General features: G+C 39.2%; 18 protein-coding genes. 10 read left to right on the plus strand and 8 right to left on the minus strand.

Annotated features, from left to right (window positions below; genetic code table 11):
• The first annotated feature begins 82 nt into the window (after positions 1-82).
• Both ANSO36C_RS03905 and ANSO36C_RS03910 read left to right on the plus strand, forming a co-directional pair.
• Entirely contained in the window at positions 83-409 is a 327-nt protein-coding gene (locus tag ANSO36C_RS03905; RefSeq protein ID WP_251958474.1) for a phasin family protein, read from the plus strand.
• 78 nt (positions 410-487) lie between these two features.
• The gene (locus ANSO36C_RS03910; protein ID WP_251958475.1) at positions 488-1009 is read left to right on the plus strand and encodes an FKBP-type peptidyl-prolyl cis-trans isomerase; all 522 of its coding nucleotides are present in this window, start codon (positions 488-490) and stop codon (positions 1007-1009) included.
• 75 nt (positions 1010-1084) lie between these two features.
• On the opposite strand, the gene ANSO36C_RS03915 is transcribed toward ANSO36C_RS03910, so the two are convergent.
• From ANSO36C_RS03915 to gloB, 3 genes are all read right to left on the minus strand, one after another.
• Positions 1085-3715, minus strand: coding sequence for a replicative DNA helicase (locus ANSO36C_RS03915; RefSeq protein WP_251958476.1), 2631 nt, complete (start codon positions 3713-3715; stop codon positions 1085-1087).
• A 128-nt stretch (positions 3716-3843) separates the two neighbouring features.
• Complete coding sequence (rplI, locus tag ANSO36C_RS03920) at positions 3844-4302, minus strand: 50S ribosomal protein L9 (RefSeq protein WP_251960241.1); 459 nt, start codon at positions 4300-4302, stop codon at positions 3844-3846.
• A 221-nt stretch (positions 4303-4523) separates the two neighbouring features.
• Positions 4524-5297, minus strand: a complete 774-nt coding sequence (gloB, locus tag ANSO36C_RS03925; RefSeq protein ID WP_251958477.1) for a hydroxyacylglutathione hydrolase — start codon at positions 5295-5297, stop codon at positions 4524-4526.
• A 399-nt stretch (positions 5298-5696) separates the two neighbouring features.
• On the opposite strand from gloB, the gene ANSO36C_RS03930 reads away from it, so the two are divergent.
• The 8 genes from ANSO36C_RS03930 (at position 5697) to ANSO36C_RS03965 (ending at position 15413) form a co-directional block, all read left to right on the plus strand.
• Entirely contained in the window at positions 5697-6539 is an 843-nt protein-coding gene (locus ANSO36C_RS03930; protein ID WP_251958478.1) for a hypothetical protein, read from the plus strand.
• Positions 6540-6556: 17 nt separating this feature from the next.
• Positions 6557-7720, plus strand: a complete 1164-nt coding sequence (locus ANSO36C_RS03935; protein ID WP_251958479.1) for a glycosyltransferase family 4 protein — start codon at positions 6557-6559, stop codon at positions 7718-7720.
• Between the two features lie 202 nt (positions 7721-7922).
• A complete protein-coding gene (locus tag ANSO36C_RS03940; RefSeq protein ID WP_251958480.1) occupies positions 7923-10247 on the plus strand; it encodes an ABC transporter ATP-binding protein in 2325 nt (774 codons plus the stop codon).
• Between the two features lie 20 nt (positions 10248-10267).
• Entirely contained in the window at positions 10268-11476 is a 1209-nt protein-coding gene (locus ANSO36C_RS03945; RefSeq protein WP_251958481.1) for a glycosyltransferase family 4 protein, read from the plus strand.
• Between the two features lie 48 nt (positions 11477-11524).
• Entirely contained in the window at positions 11525-12484 is a 960-nt protein-coding gene (locus tag ANSO36C_RS03950; RefSeq protein WP_251958482.1) for a glycosyltransferase family 10 domain-containing protein, read from the plus strand.
• A gap of 3 nt (positions 12485-12487) precedes the next feature.
• Positions 12488-13468, plus strand: coding sequence for an Npun_R2821/Npun_R2822 family protein (locus ANSO36C_RS03955; protein WP_251958483.1), 981 nt, complete (start codon positions 12488-12490; stop codon positions 13466-13468).
• A 3-nt stretch (positions 13469-13471) separates the two neighbouring features.
• Positions 13472-14362 (plus strand): Npun_R2821/Npun_R2822 family protein, encoded by an 891-nt coding sequence (locus ANSO36C_RS03960; protein WP_251958484.1) that lies wholly within the window; start codon positions 13472-13474, stop codon positions 14360-14362.
• Between the two features lie 16 nt (positions 14363-14378).
• Positions 14379-15413 carry an Npun_R2821/Npun_R2822 family protein gene (locus ANSO36C_RS03965; RefSeq protein ID WP_251958485.1) on the plus strand — a complete coding sequence of 345 codons (1035 nt, stop codon included), beginning with the start codon at positions 14379-14381 and terminating at the stop codon, positions 15411-15413.
• Between the two features lie 30 nt (positions 15414-15443).
• Here the strand turns inward: ANSO36C_RS03965 and ANSO36C_RS03970 are convergent, their stop codons facing one another.
• The 5 genes from ANSO36C_RS03970 to ANSO36C_RS03995 all read right to left on the minus strand — a co-directional run bounded on the left by ANSO36C_RS03970 (position 15444) and on the right by ANSO36C_RS03995 (position 23678).
• Complete coding sequence (locus tag ANSO36C_RS03970) at positions 15444-16568, minus strand: glycosyltransferase family 4 protein (protein ID WP_251958486.1); 1125 nt, start codon at positions 16566-16568, stop codon at positions 15444-15446.
• Between the two features lie 296 nt (positions 16569-16864).
• Positions 16865-17749 (minus strand): hypothetical protein, encoded by an 885-nt coding sequence (locus tag ANSO36C_RS03975; protein ID WP_251958487.1) that lies wholly within the window; start codon positions 17747-17749, stop codon positions 16865-16867.
• Positions 17750-17988: 239 nt separating this feature from the next.
• Complete coding sequence (locus tag ANSO36C_RS03980; RefSeq protein WP_251958488.1) at positions 17989-18363, minus strand: hypothetical protein; 375 nt, start codon at positions 18361-18363, stop codon at positions 17989-17991.
• Positions 18364-18389: 26 nt separating this feature from the next.
• Positions 18390-20114 carry an ABC1 kinase family protein gene (locus ANSO36C_RS03985; RefSeq protein ID WP_251958489.1) on the minus strand — a complete coding sequence of 575 codons (1725 nt, stop codon included), beginning with the start codon at positions 20112-20114 and terminating at the stop codon, positions 18390-18392.
• Positions 20115-21035: 921 nt separating this feature from the next.
• Positions 21036-23678: a M1 family metallopeptidase gene (locus tag ANSO36C_RS03995; protein ID WP_251958490.1), complete on the minus strand. Its 2643-nt coding sequence runs from the start codon at positions 23676-23678 to the stop codon at positions 21036-21038.
• Between the last annotated feature and the right edge of the window lie 142 nt (positions 23679-23820).

Raw genomic sequence — 23820 nt, forward strand, 5'->3', positions numbered from 1 at the left:
TAGAAGAACTACGTTTTAAGAAGCTTGATTGCCTACACTCAGCAGCAAGAGCCGGCTGGTTAACAAGTAAGAGGAAGGGAATATGGACAACAGTAACAACTGGTTACAACAGCTAATGATGGTGGGTCTTGGCACAACGTCTATAGTCGCAGAAAAACTGCGGCAAGTCAGCGATGATTTAGTCAAAGACGGTAAGCTCAATCCTGAGCAAGCCAAGGCAGTAATAGATGATATTGCCCAGCAGTTAAAGTCGGAGCAGGGAAACTTCGATGTGCAAATGCAACGGCAAATGCGAAATATGATGCAGGATTTGGGGGTGGCTCGCCAGTCAGAAGTGGACGAACTGAGGGGTAGAATTGACCGTTTAGAGCGGCAATTGCGCGATTTAGAAAATAAGCTTTGGCGTTAGAATGCCCTTTCTGATTTAAACTAAATGTGTCCTGTTGGTAATTTTTTTGCCAGGATACCTAAGTAAGGAGAACTGATTTTGAAACCAATTTTCCTCAGCGTGGCGTTCATGCTGATGTGTGTTGTGCTTTTGGTTGTGGGGCAAGTAGGCAGTAAACAGAATACTGCCATTGCTGCCGAGTTAACCCAAACGCCGCCAGCGTCCACAACTGTAACTGAAAACAATATCTTAATTGCGAGTAATACTATGTCTGATGCTAATGCCGTAACCACTCCCTCTGGATTAAAGTATGTGGAGTTAAAAGAGGGGACTGGGGCGACTCCTAAACCGGGACAAACGGTTGAAGTTCACTATGTCGGCACTTTAGAAAATGGTACTCAGTTTGATAGTTCACGCGATCGCGGTCAACCCTTCAGCTTTAAAATTGGCGCTGGACAGGTAATCAAAGGTTGGGATGAAGGACTTAGCACCATGAAAGTAGGCGGTCTTCGTCAGTTAATCATCCCCTCTGAGTTAGGCTATGGCGCTCGTGGTGCTGGTGGCGTAATTCCACCCAATGCAACTCTAATTTTTGAAGTGGAATTGCTGGGAGTTAAATAAAGATTGGGGCATTGGGCATGGGGCATGGGGCATTGGCTTTTCCCAGTACCCAATCCCCAGTCCCCAATTCAACGGCTAAATTTTTAAATTTTGAAACTTTGTAAATTGTGGATTAAACAAAAGTTTCGCAGTCCCTGTAGGGCCGTTGCGATGTTTAGCTATAATTACTTCTGCAATGCCGCGATCGGGAGTATCGGGAGAGTAGTATTCATCGCGGTATAACATTATTACTAAATCGGCGTCTTGTTCAATGGAATTGTGAACAATAATATTATTTGCAACAAAATTATGCAAACCAGGAACGGTGAGGTCAAATACTTCTTCCTCGCCACTATATTCAATTGAAACTATTTCATCCCAATAAACATCACTTTTGGCAAGAGTAACCAGTTTAGATGATTGAACAATGTTGCCAACTTTTAAAGCTCTTTCTCGACTTAAATTTACTTTGTAAAGAGTAGAGCCACAATACGAAACTCCAATAGAGGTTTGTAATATCCGTGTGGTGAAGCCGATAGCTTGCATCGCGGGTACAACATCTATTTTCCAAACATCCTTCGGAATTATATCTCTATTAGGATTGTGAATCGAGTTTTCAAGGTGTTGAAAAATCTGTTGGAGCAAACCTAGCTTATATTCTCCTACGGCTCCAACATGAACAATAAATAATTGCAGATTAGGCTTACCAGTGATTATTACATGATATTGGTTTCTACCTTTGCCAACTTGAGGAACTGTCCTTAATGTTGCATTAATACCAAGCCTTAATAAAAGTGTCTGTACATCAAAAGCTAGTCTCTCACTACTGCTTGCATAAAATGCAATAGGTCTTGGCTTTTTTCCTGCAATTAAGTTGATACAACCATCTGTACTCCAAAGGTGTCTTATAAAGCACGCTATTAACTCTTGGGATTGTGAGAACAATTCTTGAGGTACAAATTTTTCGTAAGACCTTAAACCAAAAACACCGAGAGAGTCTAGCCATTTGGCTATTGGATTTCTCACACGATGAGTTAGATTCTGTGCTGCGGATAAGTAAACTTGATACCACCCACGTTCAGGTGAAATTCTAGGAACAATTGAATCTCCAAAAACTTCTGTTGCCAAGAAAGCAACATTCTGAGCTAAATCTATCTCTCTGGTAGTGTACTGTATGGCATGACGTGGCAATGTACAACCATCGCCAATTAAATGCCCTAATAATGCAACTTCGGCATAAGTCATGGTTTGTTTACCAGGACTGGGGAGATTTCTTGGTAAACATAGATGTTCTTTAGGAGTTAATTCATCAAGTCTCTTCCAGCTATTAATTGTTAAAAACTTGTGATTACCTGTGGCACGGATTTTCCGACCCAATCGAGTTTTTAAAGTAAACAGAGGCTTTATACCAGTCGAAAAAGCATTGCTAACAATTGCCTTTTCTAGCTGCATTGTAGCTTCGTTCAATGCCCAAACTGCAAAACCAGATTTACCTACTAATTCCTTAATTGGTACTTGCAGTCCGCTATCTGATAATGTCACCAAACTATCGCCTGCTAAACAACCAGATTCTCTCAAATCAGATAACATTGGACGCTTATTAGTGCGTGCTTCCACTCCTCGACTCAACTGAGATAAAGCAATAACTGGTACAGATAATTCCCGCGCTAAACCTTTAAGTTGACGCGTAATTTTTGATAATTCTTGTACGCGATTATCACCTGCTCCTTCCATCAATTGCAGGTAATCTATGACAATTAATCCTAATTCAGTTCCAATTTCAGCTTGCAATCTTCTTGACTGACTACGCATTTGTGTAACTGTAATATTTGGCGTGTCATCAATATAAATTGGCATTTCAGAGAGGATACCAATAGCACGGCTTAAAGGTTCCCACTGTGTTTGACTCAGCCGCCCAGTTCGCAAATAACTACTTTCAATTTGCGCTTCACTAGCTAATAAACGTTGTGTCAGTTGCTCTTTTGACATTTCCAAGCTGAAAAAAGCAACTGGTAATTTATAAGAAGCGGCGATATTATGAGCAAGGTTTAAGCAAAATGCGGTTTTCCCCATTGATGGCCTGCCAGCGACAATAATCAAATCAGAACGCTGAAAGCCGCTAGTCATCGCATCTAAATCATAAAATCCGCAGGGAATTCCAGGTAAGGCGATGCCTTGATTTCGATCCTCAATATCTTGAAAATTATTAATTAAAGTATCAGAAATGTGGACTAAACCCGATTGGGGACGCTCTTGAGTAACTCCGAATACTTTCTGTTCTGCTTGATCTAGAACAACTGGTAACTCGGTTTCTGTCTCGTAACCAAGATGTACAATTTCATTGCCAGCTTTAATTAACTGTCGCCGCAGGTATTTTTCCATCACCAACCCTGCTAAGGCGTCGATGTTAACTGCTGACACTGTGCGGTCTACCAATGTTGCTAATTTATTTCTGCCGCCAATGCGGACTAGCAACTCATGGTCAGTTAGCCAACTTGTGACTGAGAGTAAGTCTGTGGGTTTACCTTGAGTGTGGAGCCTTACAGCTGCTTGATAAATATCTTTGTGAGCGCTAATGTAAAAAGCTTCGGGAAGGAGGCGATCGCTCACTCGACTAATCGCTTCTGGATCTAGCAAAATACCCCCCAAAATCGCTTCTTCCGCCTCAATATTTTGTGGTGGGAGGCGATTGCTACCATCGCCTTGAAAATTCAATTCTTCAGCCATAAACGATTTTAGTTTTGATATTTTGCTAGAGACGCGATTAATCGCGTCTGTACAGGAGTTAGGAGTTAGGAGTTATTAATTCACTTTTAGTTCCTTTGCTCCCTCCATGCCTGCATCTCCCTCCTGAGTTAACTAGCAACTACTTGAATATTGACTTGCGCCGCTACTTCAGAATGCAGCTTAATTTCGGCTTGATAAGTACCAAGGTGGTTAATATCCGGGATGGTAATCCCACGCCGATCGATTTCTTGACCGGTGGCTGCCTTAATTGCATCTACAACATCTTGGGTGGTGATAGTACCGAAAATTGCTTCGTTTTCACCAACTGGCTTGGCAATTGTCAGGCTGCTAATTTTTTCTAAAGATTCTTTTTGCTCAAGAGCTTGTTGTCTAAGTTCTAATTGCCGTTGACGTTCTTGCTCCCGACGACGTTCTACTTGCTTGAGAATGCCAGGAGTGGCATTGGTTGCCAATTTTTGGGGAATCAGATAATTACGAGCGTAGCCAGGAGCTACTTCCACTAAGTCGCCAGATTTTCCTAGCTTACTGATATCCTGATTTAAAACTAACTGCACACGTTTCGCCATCGTTTTTCGTTTTTCCTGTAAAATCTGATTAATTTGGGTTTGGGTAAGATAGCTCACAATGTCAGTGCTGTATTCCAAGCTTCTTGGCCTAATACCCTAAAGCTTACAGATCCTAGCGAAAGGAAGGGTGCGATCGCAACTATTAGCGCTAGAAAGTTGGAGAGATAAGTGAGCAGGGGAAGCAGGGGAAGAATAATTAATGACAGACAAATGACAAATGACTAAAAATTATTTCTCATTTCCCGTATCCGCGTAAAAGTTTGCACTCCATCGCTACTTTTAACGGTTAATTGTAATGATGGCTCATCCCAACGTAAAAAAGGATTGGTTCGCTTCTCCACTCCTAGCAGCGAGGGAATGGTAGCTTCTCCTCGACTACGGTAAGCCTTCACTTCATTGAAGCGCTTTTGTAAGTCGGCGTTATCACTATCCACAGTTAGGGCAAATTGCAGGTTTTTTAAAGTGTATTCGTGGGCACACCAAACGCGTGTATCATCAGGTAGAGAGCGCAGTTTGCTTAAAGAGTCCACCATTTGGGTCGGTGTTCCTTCAAACAAGCGGCCGCAACCGCCAGAAAATAAGGTATCACCGCAAAACAAATCGCCTGTCTCACCAGCTTTTTCAGCAGGAAAGTAGTAAACGATGTGAGCGCGGGTATGCCCAGGAACAAAGATAACTTCAGCTATGCGGTCTGCAAATTGAACGCGATCGCTTTGTTGCAAAAATACCTGCTGACCAGGAATTCTACCACGATCCTCAACTCCTCCATAAACTATCACTTGGGGAAATTGTTTTATCAACTCTTTATTACCACCCACATGATCGTTATGGTGATGGGTGTTAAAAATTGCTACCAACTCAGCTTTTAATTCTGCCAGTTTCTTTAATACTGGTTCAGCCTCAGCTGGATCGACAACAGCAGCAATATTTTGTTTGTAGTCGTGTAACAAGAATATGTAGTTGTCTGAGAGTGCTTCCAAACGGATTACCTGCATTACCTCTGCCTCCCTTACAACATAAATGCTTGGTATTGAGTAGCAATCCTACATTCGAGCGAAAATAGTGCTACCTCCACAAACTATATCAAGTATTTGTACTTTGGTTATTCTAACTATATCCAATATTAACTATGATATTATATAACCGCGCTTTTACAGTGATTATACTTATGCAGAGTAAAATTCTGATGAATTTATCAGTGAATTTCCTCTGGGAATAACCACGAACATAAAGTTAGATTGATTTTATTCTTTTGTAATAAAAAATAATAGTCAAGTTTCAATTTAGCTTCTCTCTACTCTATTGGATTTGACTATAACTAAAAATAGAGTAGGATTATTTGAAAATAATACATATCTAATTTACTAAGTAAGCAAGAATTTCTAATTTAAGTTATGTCAACACAAACTAGAGGATTTATTACAATTCTAACTGGTCTTTACTCTTTTCAAGATTGCATTCATTTTCTGGCGGCGATTAGAAAATTTCATCAAGAACCAATCATTATTTTAATTGACCAAGTTCCCAGAGTACTCTATCCTTTTTTGAAGGCTTTCAAAAATGTAATTTTAAAGCCTGCTCCTACAAATGAAAATACAGTTTTAGCTTCACGGCAAGCAAAACTAGCTTTATATGCGGCCTCTGAGTTTGATAAAACGATTTATTTAGATTCAGATATTTGCTTACTTTCTGAGATTAATGATGTATTTGAATATTTGGATGAATATGATTTTCTATTAACTGAGGATGTGCAACCTTCAATTCTCAAAGCTACGAACTTACTACGTGGAAAGCAAGAAGACCTTTTACCAAATGTTTTGCCAATTTTGCAATCTATAGGTTTACCATTAGAAGCTGATAGCGTACAGTACAATGGCGGTTTTATGGCTTTTCGGAAAACAGAAGTAACCAAGGTATTCTTTGAAGAATTTGAACGTTATTTTGAAATTGTCAAGAACAACCAAGATAAATTACTTTTAAAAGATCAAGGGGCTTTTGCATCTGCGATCGCATCTGTACGCCCTTACATGAAAATACTCCCACCCACCTATAATTATCTGAGTAAGTGGCAAGATGCTTATAATATTCAAGATCAAATTAAAGTTCTTCATTGTACCTATCCTTATCGACCCCAGTATGCTAAAAACATTACTCGTTCCTTCTATACAAGGGTTTTTGACAGATTTGCTAAAGTATTTTTACCTAATCAAGTTACCAATCCCTGGCGTACTAAATAAAAATAAGTATAAAAATAGTGAAGAATTTTTCCAAAATATCGCTATTGGTTTCCGATTTATCAAGTGCAGCTATTTTGCGTGCATACTTGATAGCAACAGCCCTAAGAACTTTAGAATATGAAGTGGAAATTATGGGGTTTTTATTTGGAAATAACTTATATCGAAATTTACCATCAGAATTAAAGGTTTATAATTTACCAGGAAAAAATTTTCCAGAGTTTTTTGGAGAAATAAACAAATTTTTGCCAAAAGTTAATGGAGATATAATTTATGCCATAAAACCACAAATAGCGAGCTTTGGAGTTGCTTTATTAAAGAAAATATTTAGCCATAAACCTTTAGTTTTAGACATAGATGATTGGGAACTCAGTTGGTACGGTGGCGATGGCTGGCATTATTGTCCCACGCCTAAACAATTAGCTAGGGAATTGTTGAAACCAGACGGCGCACTCAGGAACCCTTATCATCCTTTGTACGTGAAATGGATGGAAGGGTTAGTAAGTCAAGCTGATGCTGTGACTGTGCATACTAAATTTTTACAGCAGCGTTTTGGCGGTACATTTGTTCCTAATGGTAAGGATACTTCTTTATTTGATCCCACTCGATATGATCCTGAGTCCAGCAGAAATCGTTATGGTTTATCTGAATATCGTATTTTAATGTTTCCTGGTGCGCCAAGACCCTATAAAGGTTTAGAGGATGTTCTTATAGCACTTGATAAAATTAATCAGCCAGACTTAAGACTAGTTATTGTAGGTGGCAGTCCTTATGATGATTACGATCGGCAACTTCAACAAAAGTGGGGACGCTGGATTATCAAATTACCAAAGTATCCAGCTGATGTTATGCCCGATTTGGTCGCAGCGGCTCATATTGTAGTTGTTCCTCAGCGAGATACCCCAGAAACTCGCGCTCAATTTCCCCTGAAGTTGACAGATGGAATGGCAATGGCTAAACCTGTATTATCAACGCGTGTTGGAGATATTCCCAAAATTTTAGGTAATACTGGTTATTTAGTTGAGCCTGCTTGTCCTGAACAAATTGCTGAACAAATTCAGTTGATTTTTCAGGATTTAGATGCAGCAAACCAGCAAGGTATTAAGGCAAGAGAAAGATGTGTGGAACACTATAGCATAGAGGCTATGGCTTCTGCGCTCAAGTCGGTAATTGCTCAGTTGTGAATTTTGATTGGGCGTGGAGATTCCTTCGTTGTGCCAAATAGGTTCTAGTCTTCTATCTGGAAAAATATCTTGAAGTTGATGTAGTTGCTATGTAAGCATATTTTAACAGGAGTGAGATATAAAATTTTTTTGATGATGAGCGTTCTCCGGCAAATAATTTGTGAATAATATTAATAAATTGAAATTGGCATAAAAATATACAATGTCTACTAGAAAAATACTAAGATTCGCTAAACCCTATCCAGGCTTGATTATGCTAACAATATTGTTAGGATTTTCTGGAGCTTTATTTAATGGGATTAGCACAGCTTTAATTGTGCCAGTGGTTTTAAAAATTGTCGGGCAAGAAGTAGATTTAAGCACGGCTCCGCCCATCCTAAAAAGGATTATATCTCCATTTGATAATACTCCAGAAACTTATCGCATCGCAATAATGGCTGGAGCAATTATATTAACAATCATTTTAAAGAACTTAGCGAATTATACTAGCGCCTTAGCATCGAGTTCTTTAACCCGAAAGGTGACATCGGATATGCGCGAAGCCGGATTAAGGCTATTACTAGAAGTTGATATAGATTATTATTCTAAGACAAAGGTTGGTGATTTAATCAACCGTCTCGGTGGAGAAATTGGTCGGAGTGCAACTGCTATAGGTAGTACAGTCAAGTTAGTTATCCTGGGGATCACAATTTTAGTTTTTGTTGGTATATTGTTGTCAATTTCTTGGCAGTTGACAATTGCTGCCACGGTTTTGCTGTCATTAGTGACGTTAATAAATCAGTATGCAATTTCCCGGTCTAAAAATTTCGGGAAGCAACTTAGTGAGATGTCTAGAGCCTACTCAATAGCTGTACTAGAAACCCTAAATGGAATTCGACTGGTAAAGGCGACGGGAAATGAAGAAAAGGAATATCAACGAATTAAAAAGTTAATTCGCAATCGCGAATTAGCAGATTTCCAATCTCAGGTTAATTCCGAAGCTATTGCACCTCTGAGTGAGGTAATGGGTATAACAGCTTTACTGCTAATTGTACTTTTGAGCAAAACCTTCTTTGCTGACCAGGTTTCTTCTCTTTCCACCGTGCTGCTGACATATTTATTAGTACTGTTGCGAGTACTGCCATTGATTTCTCAGTTAAATACTATTCGCAGCAACTTTGCCGGGATCGGTGCCAGTGTAGATGCTAGCAATGACTTTTTGAGCTTGCACGATAAGCCGTTCATGGACAAAGGTAAGCTTCCCTACACAAAATTAGAAAAGGGAGTGTCTTTTAATTCTCTTTGCTTTGGCTACCCTGGTCATGAGAAGTTGGTACTCAAAGATGTGAATTTATATTTACCACATGGCACAACCTTAGCATTGGTAGGCAGTTCTGGTGCTGGTAAATCCACTTTGGCAGACCTTTTACCCAGATTCTATGATCCGATCTCTGGCAATATTGCCATTGATGGCACTGATTTGCGGGAGTTTGATGTGGTATCCCTGCGAAAGCGGATGGGAATTGTCAGTCAAGATACCTTTCTTTTTAATGACTCGGTGCGAAATAACATTGCATACGGGCGAGCAGGTGTTACTGATGATGAAATTTTGACAGCCGCCAAGCGGGCAAATGCTTATGAATTTATTAGCAAATTACCTCAAGGATTTGACACCTTAATTGGCGATCGCGGTGTCATGTTATCTGGTGGACAAAGACAAAGATTAGCGATCGCTCGCGCCATCCTCCAAAATCCCGAAATTCTGATTTTAGATGAAGCTACTAGCGCTCTAGATACCGTTTCTGAACGCTTAGTACAAGCTGCACTTGATGATCTAAGCCGCGATCGCACCACCCTAGTAATTGCTCACCGCCTTTCCACAGTCCAAAAAGCTAATCAAATAGCTGTCTTAGATCAAGGACAAGTAGTAGAGATCGGAACCCATGAAGAACTTTTACAAAAAGGCGGTTACTACTCACGCTTGTACTCAATGCAATTTAACGATCGTCCTAATCGTTCTAATAAAAACTTAATTCAGAAAAAAATCCTCAAGGCAATGAGGCTAAACTCAAAAAAGTTCGCTGAATATCCTGAAGCTACTAAACACAATCAAACCTTTCTCCGTATTTCTTACGAAATTCGCACGCAGATGAACTCAATGATTGGGTTACTCCGCTTATTGCTTGATAATTTAGTAGACAATTCTCAAGAACGGGAGGAATTAATTGGAGACTCTTACAAATCGGCTTCGAGACTTCTCAACACTATAGATGTTTTTGAGGATATTATTAACTTGCAAAATAAAGGACAATTTATCTACATTTCTGAGCAAAGTAAAGATATTATTAGTACCTATTATCAAACCTTTAATCATATCTCCATTGAATTTAGGACTTCTCTTAATATCATAGTTAACAATATACGTTCTGTAACTGATAATTTTTTATCCACTACAGAAGAACAAAGTAAATTAATTACTGAAAGTTATGAATCTGCTGTTTATCTGCTCGATATTTTAGAAAAATTTGAGGATAGTATTAATATATAAAATTAGGGAAATATGAAATTATGAAAAATACTTTAAAAAAACACTACATTTTCTTCATCGGCGAAGAGTTACCTCAGCCAGAAGCTCATTTAGTGCAGTCTACAAATGCAGCTAACGCCGCCGCCAACCTAGGATACTCAACGGTTTTAGTATACTTTGACAAAGGAGCAAAAGCGATTAACCCAGTTAATCTAGCTCGTCCTTTTCAACCAAGACAAACACCAATAGAACTTGTTAAATATTACAACCTCCAGGATAAGTTAAAAGTTGCTCCCTTACCAATGCCTTGGCCAATTGACCATTTTCGGAGCAAATTTACTGATTCTAACACCATCGCTAGCAAATATTATTTACCATTTCACATCCTTCCGACTACCAAACTTGTCCATAGTCGCAACTGGAATTTTGTAAAAGCTGCCATCAAAAATGGCATTCCGGCAATTTACGAACACCACCACCATGAAGACAAGCCATTTGAGCCAGAAATTGTTAATAATCCGCTGTTGCAAATTTCTGTAACCGTTGTAGAAACCATCCGTGAAAGCATGATTAAAAATGGGATGCCTCCAGAAAAAGTAATTAAGTTGCACAATGGTTTTAATCGCTTGTTTATGGAGAGACAACCAGAGAAAGCGGCAGAATGGCGTCAAAAACTATTGCGAGACGAAAGCCAACAATTGGTAGTTTATGCAGGAGCATTACAGCAATTTAAAGGTATTGATGTACTAATTGATGTGGCTAAAAAAATGCCTAATGTGCAATTTGCCTGTGCAGGTGGTAAGCCAACAGAAGTGCAATATTATCAGCAATTGGTAAAAGAAAAAGAAGTTCATAATATTAAGTTTTTGGGCTACATCTTGCATAATGAGTTAGCATCTTTGCTACAAGCAGCCGATGTTTTAGCTCACCCTCATTGTTCAGGAAAAGCGGCAACTTTCACATCTCCCTTAAAGCTGTTTGACTACTTCGCCTCTGGAACTCCCATTGTATCGACGGAAATTCCATCATTAGTTGAGTTTCAAGATACTCAAGCGATCGCAGCTTGGTGTGAACCAGATAACCCCAGCAAATTTGCCGAAAGTTTGAAGCGGGTTTTGGAAACTCATCCCAGAAAAATAGAGGGCTATCCACATGGTATCGAGTTTGTCAAGCAGTTTTCGTGGGAAAATCGAGCAGCAAAAATCCTTAGTTATGTTGACGAATCTCTGTTGCCCCAACTTATTCTGTAAAGAAAAATAGAAGAGATTAAGTAAAATGACAAATAACTAATAAATAAAATGACTATTGCAACTGTAGGTATGATAAGCAGCTATCGAGGTTTAGAAACCAGAGCCGATTGGTTATGGCAACAAACCCCGAATCAATTTGGAGTTTGGGGCAATATGCAAATGCAAGCACTAGCTACCAAACCAGATTTTCTACTAATGTATCAATTTGACTTTCCCCAGACACCGCCACAAAAATCTTGGTTAGATAGTTTTCGCAAAGGTCAACAAAAATCAGTAGTAAACGTTGATTCTTTTTTACGTGGTGTTAACAAAGAGCGCATTATTTATTTATTGAGAGAACCACCTTTAGATGAAATTGTAGAAATAACTAATCAGAATTATCAACAAGCTCAGAAGTATTGTGGCTACATTTCTGGGCCTGATGATTTTGCCCCCACTCCTGACTATATGCCTGCTATTTGGTATCACTCAAATTCATTTCAAGATTTAAATGAAATGCCACCACCTCAAAAGGTTGCCCCATGTAGTTGGATTACTTCAGGAATTAGCCGCACAGTCAACCATCGCCAGCGTTTAGACTTTTTGCAGTCCCTACAAGCTAGCGATATTAAATTTGATTTATATGGGCGTAACTTACCAGAATCGGTTAAAAAATCGGGAGAACTAGGTAATAAATGGTATGGGATGGCACCATACTATTACAATTTAGCAATTGAAAATTATGCTGATAATAATTGGTATGTCAGTGAGAAACTTTGGGATAGTTTGCTTGCTTGGTGTCTGCCCATTTACTATGGTGGGCCGGCTGCTGATAAATTATTGCCACCGGGTAGCTTTTTGCGGTTGCCCAGTTTAGACGAAAAAGGCATTGCCTACATCAAAGAAGTGACAGCTACACCTGATGCTTGGTATGCTGCCAAAGATGCGATCGCAGAAGCACGTCAAATCATCTTACACAAATTAAACCTACTTAACTGGTTATCAAACTTTGTTGATCAACACTCATAAATTATGAATGGTATTTGTACTCTTGGCAATGATTATGTTTTCGATCAGCTTGTGGCTTTGCTCAACAGTATTGATGTTATCTTGGGTTCAGAAACTCCTGTTTGTATCTATCCTTTCGATGATCAAACACAGCGAATTACTGACGAAATAGCTAAACGCCCTAATGTATTTCTTTACGATGATCTAGAATCAATCAACCGCTGGGATCAGTTTATGCTGGCAGCAGCACCAGAACGATTGAATCGTAGTAAATTCCGTCTTTATGGCGCTCATCGTCGTTTTTGCGCTTTTGACGGCCCGTTCGATAAGTTTATCTATTTAGATGCAGACACTTTAGTGATGAACTCATTAGCAACAGTGTTTGAAAAGCTAGATAGTTATGATTTTGTTGTCTATGATTTCCAATTTAAAGACGTTAGTAAAATATACAATGTTAATTCTCCGAAATTGCTAGAAGTTTTTCAGCAAGAACGGATTGATTCCGAAATATTTTGTTCAGGCTTCTATGGTGCAAAACGGGGCATATTCAACTTAGAGCAAAGAGATTTACTCATATCCTATTTAAAAAATGGTGAAGCTGAACTTTTATATGAAGGTGCTGGCGAACAACCACTGATAAACTATATGGTAATGAGGTCTAATCTTTCTATTTATAACTTTGCTCGGCAATTACCAGATAATAAAAAAACAGGTTGTTCTGCCACCTCTAAACACTTCGAGGAACGAGAAAATCTTCTTTATGACAAAGGTAATAGGCTAACTTATATTCATTACATTGGTATTCCTCCTAATATCAATCAAGCAGTCTGTGCTGGAGAGAATATTGAGTTCCCCTATCGAGATTTGTTTCTCTATTATCGATATTTACACGAACCAGAAAAGCGTCCAGTCTTTCAAAACCCTCCTAAGCGTTACGGCGATGCCCCAGTACCAAATTTACTTACAAGAGCGTTGCGAAAACTTAAACTAATTAACCAAGGATAATTTATGAGTAGGGGAATTTATATTGTTGCCAATGACCGAGTTATTGATAATGCGATCGCTTTACTCAATAGTATTCGTTACTATGACTCCGAAGTTACCGTTTATCTCATACCTTTTAATGAAAATTATCACAAAGTTGCAGAACAACTTACTACCTTACACAACGTCCAAATCTTCCCAAATTTAGAACTTATTGATACATTTACCAAACGCATTGGAGAAATTTTCGATCGAGATTTCCTCGCTTTACCAAACAAAATGCGTAAACTGGTGGCGTGGTTTGGGCTTTTAGATGAATTTATTTATATTGATACGGATATTGTCGTTTTTGAAAAAATTGTCGACAATTTAGACAAACTTTCAGAAGTAGATTTCTTCTGTTGTGATTACCATCATGCCAATGAAAAGCTGCGAAATATTTTTTCCCCATTTGTAAAAGAGCAGCAAATTTTCTCTGATGTCCAACTCCAAGATGTTTTTAACAGTGGCTTTTGGGCTTCGAGAAAAGGAGTTATTACTGAAGAACAAATGGATGAAGCTTTGCGCGAGTGTGCAGCGCATCGTGAATATTTTGATTTTTCTGAAGGAGTTACAGACCAACCAATTTTAAATTATCTCGTGCTGAAACTAATTTCAAAACGTGGAAATCTCGTCAAAATTCCTGGGGGAGGGCCTGGTAGCTGGGCAGGTTCACGGAATTTCCAACAACAAGACTATGCCCTCTATGACCGAGGACAACGACTAAAATATCTCCACTGGGCTGGTACGCGGATGAAAGCTGGTAGTCCCTATTGGCAATTGTGGGAACATTATCGCTATCTCCATGAAGGTAAATTCGCTTTCATCCCCAAACTAACTCGCCGTTTATTTCCCTTTGTTGCTGCCCGTACTTAATATTAGGAGTATCCCAATGATTGATGGTATTTACATCCTAGCTAATGATGTTGTCTATGACCAATTAATTGCGTTGCTCAACAGTATAGAAGCTAATGCTGGCAGGAAAATTCCTATTTGTATACTTCCATATAATGAGCGGTTAGACAAGGTGAAAGCAGAGATTTCATCTAGAGATAATGTCACTTTATTTGAAGATTCTGATTCCATAGCTTATTGGGATAACTTTGCTATTCAGATATGGAAAAATTACCCTAGAGCCCAAAAAAGTTGGCGAGGGTGGGGCTTTCCAGAACTTTATGAGTTACCAATGCACCGCAAATTTTGTGCTGTGGATGGCCCCTTTGATAGATTTATTTATTTTGATGCAGATACCTTGTTAATGGGGCCTGTAGATTATGTATATGAAAAATTAGATAACTATGATTGGGTCGTCAATGATTTTCAATATAAGTCTGACTTAAAATTTATTTTTGATGGGTCGTCAGAACAGATGCAGCAAGTTTTTAACTCAGATAGCTTGCAATCTAAAGTGTTTTGTGCTGGTTGGTTTGCCACTAAGAAAAATATTTTTTCTCCAGCGATCAGAGCCGACTTAATTGGCAAATTAACAGCAGGTGAAGCTGATGTAATGGCTTTTTTAGCGCCCGATCAATCCTTATTTAACTACATGGTCTTAAGAAGTGGAATTTCCTACTATAATTTTGCTTTCCATGACTGCGAACAAGCAACTGGTAATCACTGGAGTTCTCAATTTGATGTGGTAGATAATATCCTCTATGATCAAGGGTCGAGATTGACGTATTTACATTATATGAGTATATCTTCTTCAGCTTTCGTGCGGCTTTGTGGAGGCGAAGATGTTGATATTCCTTACCGCGATGTTTTCTTATATTATCGCTATTTAAAATCACCTGAAAAACGTCCTCAAAGCTTTACACGCCCAAGCCAGCTAACGCTTTTGCAAAAGTCTACTAGTAGTTTTATTCAGCAAAGAGTTAGCAATATTAAGCTAAAGTATCGCAATTTCAAGGATAGAATTACTCAATAATTTAGCTAAAAGCTTGAAGTCAATTTTTGCTCAATTAGCTACCATCTGAATCATCTCAACATAGCTTGAAATCAATTTGTCCCAGCTAAAACGCTCATAAACAAAGTTATGGCGCTGATAAAATCTAGATTTATTTCCATTTTCGGATAGTACTTGACTAATTAAATCTGCCAAACTTCCTTTGTGTGTAAAATCGCCAAAATATCCTTCATTTTCAAAGGTGTAACGGGTGACACCATAATCATGAACTATACACGGTAAGCCGTATGACATTGCTTCTAAAAACACCCTTGCTAGTCCTTCGCTGAGGGAAGCTAACACGAAAGCATCTGCAATTTTATAGTAGTTTGCAACTTCATGAGAAGCTACGGTTCTCCCTTGAAAATTTTCAGCACCCAATAAGCTATTACCCAGTTCAATAATTTCGGTTGAACTTCCATCCTGTTGACCTAGCAGCAAAAGGTAAGGACGTGGTTCAGGTAAACTAGCAACTTCATGAATTAAATAATCCATGCGCTTATGGCTTTTACTAATATGACCTACTGAAAGAATTAAAGGTGTTTTCTCAGGTAGTCCTAATTTATTTCTTAAAGCCTCTTTTTCAGAAGGCATAAGCATTTGTAATTCAGCAATTATTTCCGTTCCAGCAGTAACTAACGTTTGTTTTTGAGCAGGTATTCCTGCTTTTAAACAATTATGATAATGCTGAGGAGCAACTTGTTGTATAAGGTCACAGTTACCAAAAATAGGAGATTTTGGTCGCAGTGGGGCACCATTACAAAAGAGTAATTTATAGCTTTGTTTAGTAAAACGCCGCCAATGCGCGAGAAAATTACCAATGTCGTTATCGCTAAAGTAAATGACATCTGGTTTCTCTGTTTGGATGTATGGTATGAGACTAAAGAAAAAGGATATTTGCTCTACAATATAGGCACTAGTTTTAGTGTATTTAGCAATCCTACAGGCTGTTCTAGTATGACGGGCTAAATTCCACAAAGGAATTTCTTTTGCTTTTCTTTTTCCACCACCTTTAAAAAGGATGATATCTAAAGAAGGGTCTTTTGATAGTGCCTGAAATGCCTGTTCGGCAAAAGACTCATATCCCCGCATAACGTGACCAAGACCTGTACATATCAAGAAGACTTTAAGTTTCATTATTTTAATCTTTAGTTACAAATAAAGAAGTTTCCAAAAACAGAGATAGGACTTACCGCACTCGTGATAAAAAACTAAGCCTTTGTGGATTACTTTGCTTCTCTACGAGACACTCCGCGAACGCTCGTAATGAAGTAAAATCGTAGTCCGTGCGTAAGTCCTGAAGGAGGAAACTTATAGCACTTTTCGGGGTAAATAAAATACCTCTGATAACACAAAGGGTCTATATTGGTGTGTTCCACCCAGATGGAAACTGCTGTAATTAATTCTAAGCAGAAATATCTTGCATCTGCCGATTAGCGGTAATAAAAACTAAAATTACTCAAAGTTGCCAGTCTTAAATACAACGAACGATAGTAATAGCCAATAAATTTATTTAGTTTACGTACCAGCTTTTGAAAAATTGAATTTTTACGGTACTCAATCGCTTCATGCTGCTGAAAATATATTAGCGTTTCATCTGGATTTGCTTGGCCTTTTTTGATTTTTTGGCGTTCTACCCAATCTTTGAAATAAACAATACCGTCCATAGCATCCCATCGAACTGGTAATCCAGCCTTAGCAGCAGCTAATCCTATTGCATAACCTTCAGCACCATAAAAACTATTTAACTCACAATAAAGTGCAATGGTATCCCAGTGCTTGAGAAATTCGATTTCGCGCCCATCTTGCCTTGTAACGACAAATAACATTTCCATCACAAATTGGATATTATTATCTTCTAAATTTAAATCCAGTTTTTGTGCAAGCTTGTTAATAATTTCCAAGTCTCTAATTCTTTTTGGTTTGTGCAAGTCATTGACGGAACTAATGTAAAGTTTATTATGTTTGTCAAAACTGGCACAACTTCTGGCTGTAATTCCAGGAAGAAATTCTAGATTTGGTGTTATCTTATCCAATATTCGTATATCTACATCAACAAAAATACAGGTATTAAATAGTAATAATGCTTGGGCGATAACAAACCTTTTATCGTGGTAACAACCAATACTTTGTTGTTGATGCAAAAAAGCTAAAACATGAGAATATTTACTAAATTCTTGTGGCTTATCTGTTAAAATCACCAGCTTTGTTTCAGGTGAATGTTTTTCAATATCTTCAGCTAATAACAAAGCATGAGAGCGGTATCTTTCACCCAACGCTAAAGTACAAAAACAGAATTCTTTCTCTTTTTGGATCATAGGTTATAAAACTCCTTTAGAAAATATAAAAATAAAAATTTGCACGAAAAATACGTACAAAGCTGAGTATTTCTGACTTTTTTGTTAGCAGAGATATTACAGTCTATGTACGTAATTCTAACGCGGTTAGATATTTGAATGTGTAAAATTTCAGTAAAAAATAAGTACAAACCGCCAGTAAATTATTTACTGGCGGTAAAGATTTATATTGGTTTGAATGTTTGTGGAGTGTTCTGCCTCTAAGAAAAAGAGTCTAAATCTAGAGATTGCATTCCTTCGCGTTCTATAAAGGTCATCATACTTCCCAACTGTAACCAAACTAGCAAGCAAGTAAACAGACTAACTGGTAGACCGACTCCTAAAGCCAATGACGAGGGAAAACCAAATATTTCTAAGCCTGAAGATAGAAATAGACAAGTACCGCCAGTTATACCAATAAATGGTACAAGTAATTGTTTCAGTGAGGAACGCGGTTTAGTAGTTTCTGTACGCTCGCTTGGCCATTTTTGCACTATTACTTTCAAAGTGCCAGACAATGCTAAACCAGATGTTAATGCTGTTAGAAAGCCAACAAGTAAGAGAAAATAAGGCGGTTGCAGAGGATAATAATACATGAAAACTCCTGGTTTATATTAAATTTTTACTTTTTATTTGTTGATTGGTTATCAGTAAAAGACCGAAGTAATGTTTCTTTCGGCAAGATAGCAGCCGCGCCTTCCCTTGATAGCTCTGTTAAAATACCGATCGCTACATTTAATAAACGATCCGGTTTTAAGTCATCTTTAACCAGGTTCCAGAGGCGTTGCACATCTTCGGTATGGAGGCGGTCATCTTCGGTGAGAGCAAGCACCAGCTGTCGTCGCAGAAATTTACCTTCCTCCGACATTAAATATTGGAACCCCATCTGCGCTGTAGGCAATACATCAAAGTTGCTATCAGTACGAGCGATCGCAATCAAATTTTCTAATCGCTGCCACTGAAATTTACCATCTTTGAACAACACATTCAATAATCGTCGCCGTAATTCTGGCGATTCCCCTGTCAGCAACCGCCGTGCTATATAGGGATAACCCACTTCAACAATTCTGAAATTAGGGTTGAGGCTAAGAGCAATACCTTCTTGAGTCACCAAGGAACGAATAATCAAAGCAAACTTTGCCGGGACTCGAAAAGGATATTCATACATCAGTTCCGAAAACTCATCGGTTATAGTTTTGAAGTTAAAATCCTTGACATTTTTGCCAATAGCATTCCCTAACACCGCTTCTAATGCTGGCACTATCGGACAAATATCCGTATCTGGAGTCAGAAATCCTAATTTTACAAAGTCTTCGGCTAAGTCGGTGTAGTCTTTATTCACCAAATGCACTAGCGCATCTACCAGTGTTTCTTTGGTGTTTTCTTCCAACTGATCCATCATGCCAAAATCAATATAAGCCATACGACCATCGGGCACAGCAAAAAGATTGCCGGGATGAGGGTCAGCATGAAAGAAACCATGTTCTAAAAGCTGTTGCAATCCTGATGTCACACCAATTTGGATGATTGCTTCTGGATCTAAACCTGCTTCGCGGATGCTTTTAGTATCCGTTAGCTTGAAGCCGTTAATCCATTCCAGGGTTAAAACGTGGGTATTGGTATAACGCCAGTAAATTCCTGGAACTTTAACTTGTGGATCGTTGCGGAAGTTGGTAGCAAATTTTTCGGCGTTGCGGCCTTCATTTATATAGTCAATTTCTTCAAATAGCTTCGTGCCAAACTCGTCCACGATTAAACTTAAGTCGTGACCAAGATTAAGAGGCAACCACGGAGCTACCCAACTTGCGCCCCAGCGCAATAAGTAGAGGTCGCGGGTAAGAGTTGGGCGTAAGTTGGGGCGTTGTACCTTAACTGCAACTTCTTCGCCACTGATTAGACGACCACGGTATACTTGACCCAAGCTTGCAGCCGCGACTGGACTAGGTGACAGTTCACTAAAGCTTTCGTGAATTGGACGACCTAGCTCAGTTTCGATAATCTGGTATGCGATCGCATTATCGAATGGTGGTAACTGGTCTTGTAACTTGATCAGTTCTTCTAAAAAATCTTTGCGTATCAGGTCAGGTCTAGTGGAGAGGGCTTGACCAACTTTAATAAATGTCGGGCCGAGGCGGGTGAGCAGTTCTCGCAACTGGATAGCTCGTTTACCTTTGTTCTGCTCAACTTGATATTGCCATTCATCCCACTTTAGACTGAATATAAATCCTGCAAAAGAGGAGATAATTCTCAGTAGTCTGCCCCAAGCTAGCCAGGGACGGTAACTATAGTAGCGAGCGATCGCATCTGGACTATACAGTTTTAGTTGAGCAGGTTGATACTGACCCACGCCTTTTTTTGCCTCTTCAACTGAAAAATTTACAACGATTGCTTTCTCCTGACCGACAAGTTAATTGCAAGTTCGGGATAGCGGTAGCCTTTTATCTAAAACAATTAGAACTTTATCCTTTGGGGATAGTGTTCGAGGCGATTACAGCCTATCTTATTGCCTAGATTTTATTTATCTTTTTCTTAATTATACTTTATAAAACTACAACTAATTATCCAAGTTTTAGACGATTTTATCTTTTCTTAACTTTAATTTATATAAATATAAGTATTTACCTGTATCTGATTATGCAAATTTAAAGAAACTGCGATCGGTACAAATTTATTATCTTATGCATCAACGAAAATACGTCGTTTCAGGCTTTTATCAATCATCCTTTGATAAATAGCATTGGGGTAGCCCGCCGCAGGCATCGCCTAAAAAGTGTCGAAAAATCAGGGTTTAATACCTGAAATCAATACCACACATTTACCATTTTTGAATTTTATAGCTTTTGCATAGCAAGCGATGGCGCGATTATTTTCTAATAACAATTACAAGACCCATTTTTTTATAGCTTGTATTGATTGCTTCATGAGGCTTCTTTTGAGCTATTATTGGTGGGGGCGGAGTGCTGATTCTACTAGATAAAATCGGCTGGCGGTATAGCTCGATAATTATGTCAGTTGTAATTTTACTGACTTTAATTCCAGTAATATTGTATAAAGAACAAGGTTCTCCTCACGCTCCAAAATTAGCAATTTATAAACTGCTCATCTATCTGTTCGATTTCTTGCAGGACAAATTGTATAGTTAGGTGGAAGAATCAACCCGTGAGTCATAACAGAATTATTATTTACAAGTGCTATAAATTTGGTAATTAGTAGTGATTTCGTGACACTTACCAATTACCAATTAGCTACTTTTAATTGTCAGGTAGTGCTATTTAGATTTAGCCTCCAAGTTTTCTAAACGGCTTCTCAACTCCTGATTTTGTTGTTTGAGTTGGTCGAAATCTTCACGCAGTTGACGCAGGGTTTTTTCTGAACCAATGTTTTTTTGCACCTTGGAAATTTCTTCTTCAGCATTGCGACGGACACGCCCATCGGCTGTTTGTTCAGCTAGCGATCGCAAAATTCCGACTGCTTTAGGTGTTTCCATTTGTCCTAATGCTGCTGCTACCGCCACTTGCGTTAAAAAGAAGGTTTCTTTGGCTAGTTCTGCTAGTTTTTCTAAAATCCGTTCCAAATTAGCCGGACTTTGACCTACAGAAATCTTTCCTAAAGCACGAATTGTGGCTAAACGCAGGGGTTGTGGTACACCGAGTTTGGTGTATTCGATTAGTAGATTTAAAGCTGCTTCCGAAGTTTTGAATTCAGCTAAACCGGCAACTGCACCACTCCGCACGACTTCATTCCAACCCGCCTTTTCTTCTAAAACGCCTTTCAGCAGCTTTAATACCTTGTCTTCCTTGGGTTTTTCTTCCAAGTTTGATGAAGCGATCGCCCCGATAACACGAGCAGCTGCTGCTTCCACGTAATAACTGGCATCGCCTTTTTGCACTAACCCTCTCACAACTTTATAGCTTTCAGCAGTTTTGAATTGAGTAAGTGCTTCCACTACAGATCGTCGCACATAAGCATTTTTATCTTTTAAGCCAGCAACTAAGCCATCAAAAGCTTGATCTAAATTAATTTTGGCTAGTTGTTTTGCCACTTCCACACGCACACCCCACAATGGGTCATTTTTTAGCGATGCAGACAGTGCAATAATAGCTTCTAAGCCACCTTTTTTCGCCAAAGCTGCTGCTGCATAACTACGCGAAATCGGGTCAGGATCGAATTGTAACTGTGCTTTTAACTCCGCGATTGGATATTCTAAAGCTACTGTTTTTAAGTAATTATTTCCAACATCAAAGCTAATAAATTGGGGCTTATTTTCTAGGGGAAAGTAGAAGCTTTGTTCGCGTTCATTCACCCGGACGGTGAAAGTTTTGAGTTGTGAGTTAGGAGTTATGAGTTGGGAATTCTTTTTAACTCCTAATTCCTCACTCCTCACTTCTTCCTGTTGGGTATAGCCAAAACCAATAGGTATTTTTAAATCAAACAAATCCTTGCTGCCATTTTTAGCTTCATCAGCTTGGGTTTGAGTGACTGTAATTTTTGCTAAATTAGCATCTCCATCCCAAGAGTAAGCTACTTTAAAATCGGGATGACCACCACGATAAACGTATTGGTCAAACAGGAACAAAAGATTACGTCCGGTTGCCTTTTCAATCGCCCTGAGTAAGTCTACTGTTTCTACGGTTTTGTGGGCATTATCCTGGACAAATGTTTGAATTGCCTGCCAAAACAACTCATCTCCCAATTGCGCCCGAATCATGTGATAGACACAAGATCCTTTTTCGTAGATGTGGCGATCGTAAAGTTCAATAGCTTCTCGGTAAACGTGCGTTACCATTGGACGGCGATAACGGCTGCTATCTTCACTTAAGTAACGACGAGCTTCCAATAAACGATAGTAAGCTGCTTCTTGGAGACTATATTCTTGTTCTGTCCACATCACCTCCGAGTAAGAAGCCATCCCTTCTTTAATCCAAGCATGAGACCAATGCTTAATCACCACCAAATCACCAAACCACTGGTGCGCTAGTTCGTGGACGACTAAGCTTTCGGTGTTGCGGTTATCTAAGGCGGCGCGTTCATCCAGCAAACATCTGTCTGTTAACAGTGTTGTGGAAGTGTTTTCCATGCCGCCAAAGATGAAGTCATCAACGCAAACTTGGGCGTATTTCGGAAAAGGGTATGGATAACCATACTTTTGGCTCAAAAATTCGATCATCCGGGGAGTTTTGCCCATACTGCGTTGAGCATCTTCCTCCCGTCCCTTTTCTACATAGTAGGTGACTGCTTTTCCCTTCCACTCATCCCGAATTTCAGCAAAATCGCCTACTGCTAAAGTCATCAAGTAGGTAGGATGAACTTGTTGCTGTAACCAGTGGTAGATTTTGTCATCACCATCTTCTGTGGTGTCAATCAATTCGCCGTTGGAAATTGCCACGAAAGGGTTGGGAACGCGGACGCGAATTTCTGAAGTAGACAGTTGTCCGGGATAGTCAAAACAGGGGAACCAAAAGCGAGAGTCTTCGTCTTCTCCCTGAGTCCAAACTTGAGTAGGCTTGTTCGGGTAATGCTTGTCTGGTTGAATAAAATAAATACCGCGTTGCGGTTTTGCCACCGAGTAGGCGATCGCAATCAGCAAGCGTTTACCAATCTGGGTCGTCTCAGACAGTTGAATGGAAAGCTGTTCCCCGTCGTAGTCAAAATTTTGTGGCACATCGTCCACCCGCACAGACTCGATATTCAGGTTGACAGCATCCAAAGTTAAACGATCAATGCCATTACGGATTGGTAAAAGGCGAATGCTACAACTGCCCTGATAGCTTTGCTTGGCAATATCCAAACTGAGATCGAGAAAAATATGTTCTACCTGTCCGGGGCGATCAGGGTTGTAGTGTGGTCTTGCTCCCGGTAACTCAAAAGGTTTGTGCCCGTTATTATCTGTATCAAAATAAGACTTCGACATTGATCCTTACTGACCTTGTAATCCTGAAAAGTCTGGCTTGGCTGGATGTTGTTAAGCTAAATAGCGGTGTCTGTATTTCCCAAATCAATAGGGCATTATGAAGGTGATAACTCACCTTTGGGATTGGGGGATTGAAATTAAT

The sequence above is a fragment of the Nostoc cf. commune SO-36 genome, from assembly GCF_023734775.1.
GTDB classification, from domain to species: domain Bacteria; phylum Cyanobacteriota; class Cyanobacteriia; order Cyanobacteriales; family Nostocaceae; genus Nostoc; species Nostoc commune_A.

What these genes read in the sequence shown, in the direction of transcription:
- ANSO36C_RS03905 (WP_251958474.1), top strand. Translation starts at nt 83, where the DNA reads ATGGACAACAGTAACAACTGGTTACAACAGCTAATGATGGTGGGTCTT.
- ANSO36C_RS03915 (WP_251958476.1), bottom strand. Translation starts at nt 3,715, where the DNA reads ATGGCTGAAGAATTGAATTTTCAAGGCGATGGTAGCAATCGCCTCCCA.
- rplI (WP_251960241.1), bottom strand. Translation starts at nt 4,302, where the DNA reads ATGGCGAAACGTGTGCAGTTAGTTTTAAATCAGGATATCAGTAAGCTA.
- gloB (WP_251958477.1), bottom strand. Translation starts at nt 5,297, where the DNA reads ATGCAGGTAATCCGTTTGGAAGCACTCTCAGACAACTACATATTCTTG.
- ANSO36C_RS03930 (WP_251958478.1), top strand. Translation starts at nt 5,697, where the DNA reads ATGTCAACACAAACTAGAGGATTTATTACAATTCTAACTGGTCTTTAC.
- ANSO36C_RS03940 (WP_251958480.1), top strand. Translation starts at nt 7,923, where the DNA reads ATGTCTACTAGAAAAATACTAAGATTCGCTAAACCCTATCCAGGCTTG.
- ANSO36C_RS03945 (WP_251958481.1), top strand. Translation starts at nt 10,268, where the DNA reads ATGAAAAATACTTTAAAAAAACACTACATTTTCTTCATCGGCGAAGAG.
- ANSO36C_RS03950 (WP_251958482.1), top strand. Translation starts at nt 11,525, where the DNA reads ATGACTATTGCAACTGTAGGTATGATAAGCAGCTATCGAGGTTTAGAA.
- ANSO36C_RS03955 (WP_251958483.1), top strand. Translation starts at nt 12,488, where the DNA reads ATGAATGGTATTTGTACTCTTGGCAATGATTATGTTTTCGATCAGCTT.
- ANSO36C_RS03960 (WP_251958484.1), top strand. Translation starts at nt 13,472, where the DNA reads ATGAGTAGGGGAATTTATATTGTTGCCAATGACCGAGTTATTGATAAT.
- ANSO36C_RS03965 (WP_251958485.1), top strand. Translation starts at nt 14,379, where the DNA reads ATGATTGATGGTATTTACATCCTAGCTAATGATGTTGTCTATGACCAA.
- ANSO36C_RS03970 (WP_251958486.1), bottom strand. Translation starts at nt 16,568, where the DNA reads ATGAAACTTAAAGTCTTCTTGATATGTACAGGTCTTGGTCACGTTATG.
- ANSO36C_RS03975 (WP_251958487.1), bottom strand. Translation starts at nt 17,749, where the DNA reads ATGATCCAAAAAGAGAAAGAATTCTGTTTTTGTACTTTAGCGTTGGGT.
- ANSO36C_RS03980 (WP_251958488.1), bottom strand. Translation starts at nt 18,363, where the DNA reads ATGTATTATTATCCTCTGCAACCGCCTTATTTTCTCTTACTTGTTGGC.
- ANSO36C_RS03995 (WP_251958490.1), bottom strand. Translation starts at nt 23,678, where the DNA reads ATGTCGAAGTCTTATTTTGATACAGATAATAACGGGCACAAACCTTTT.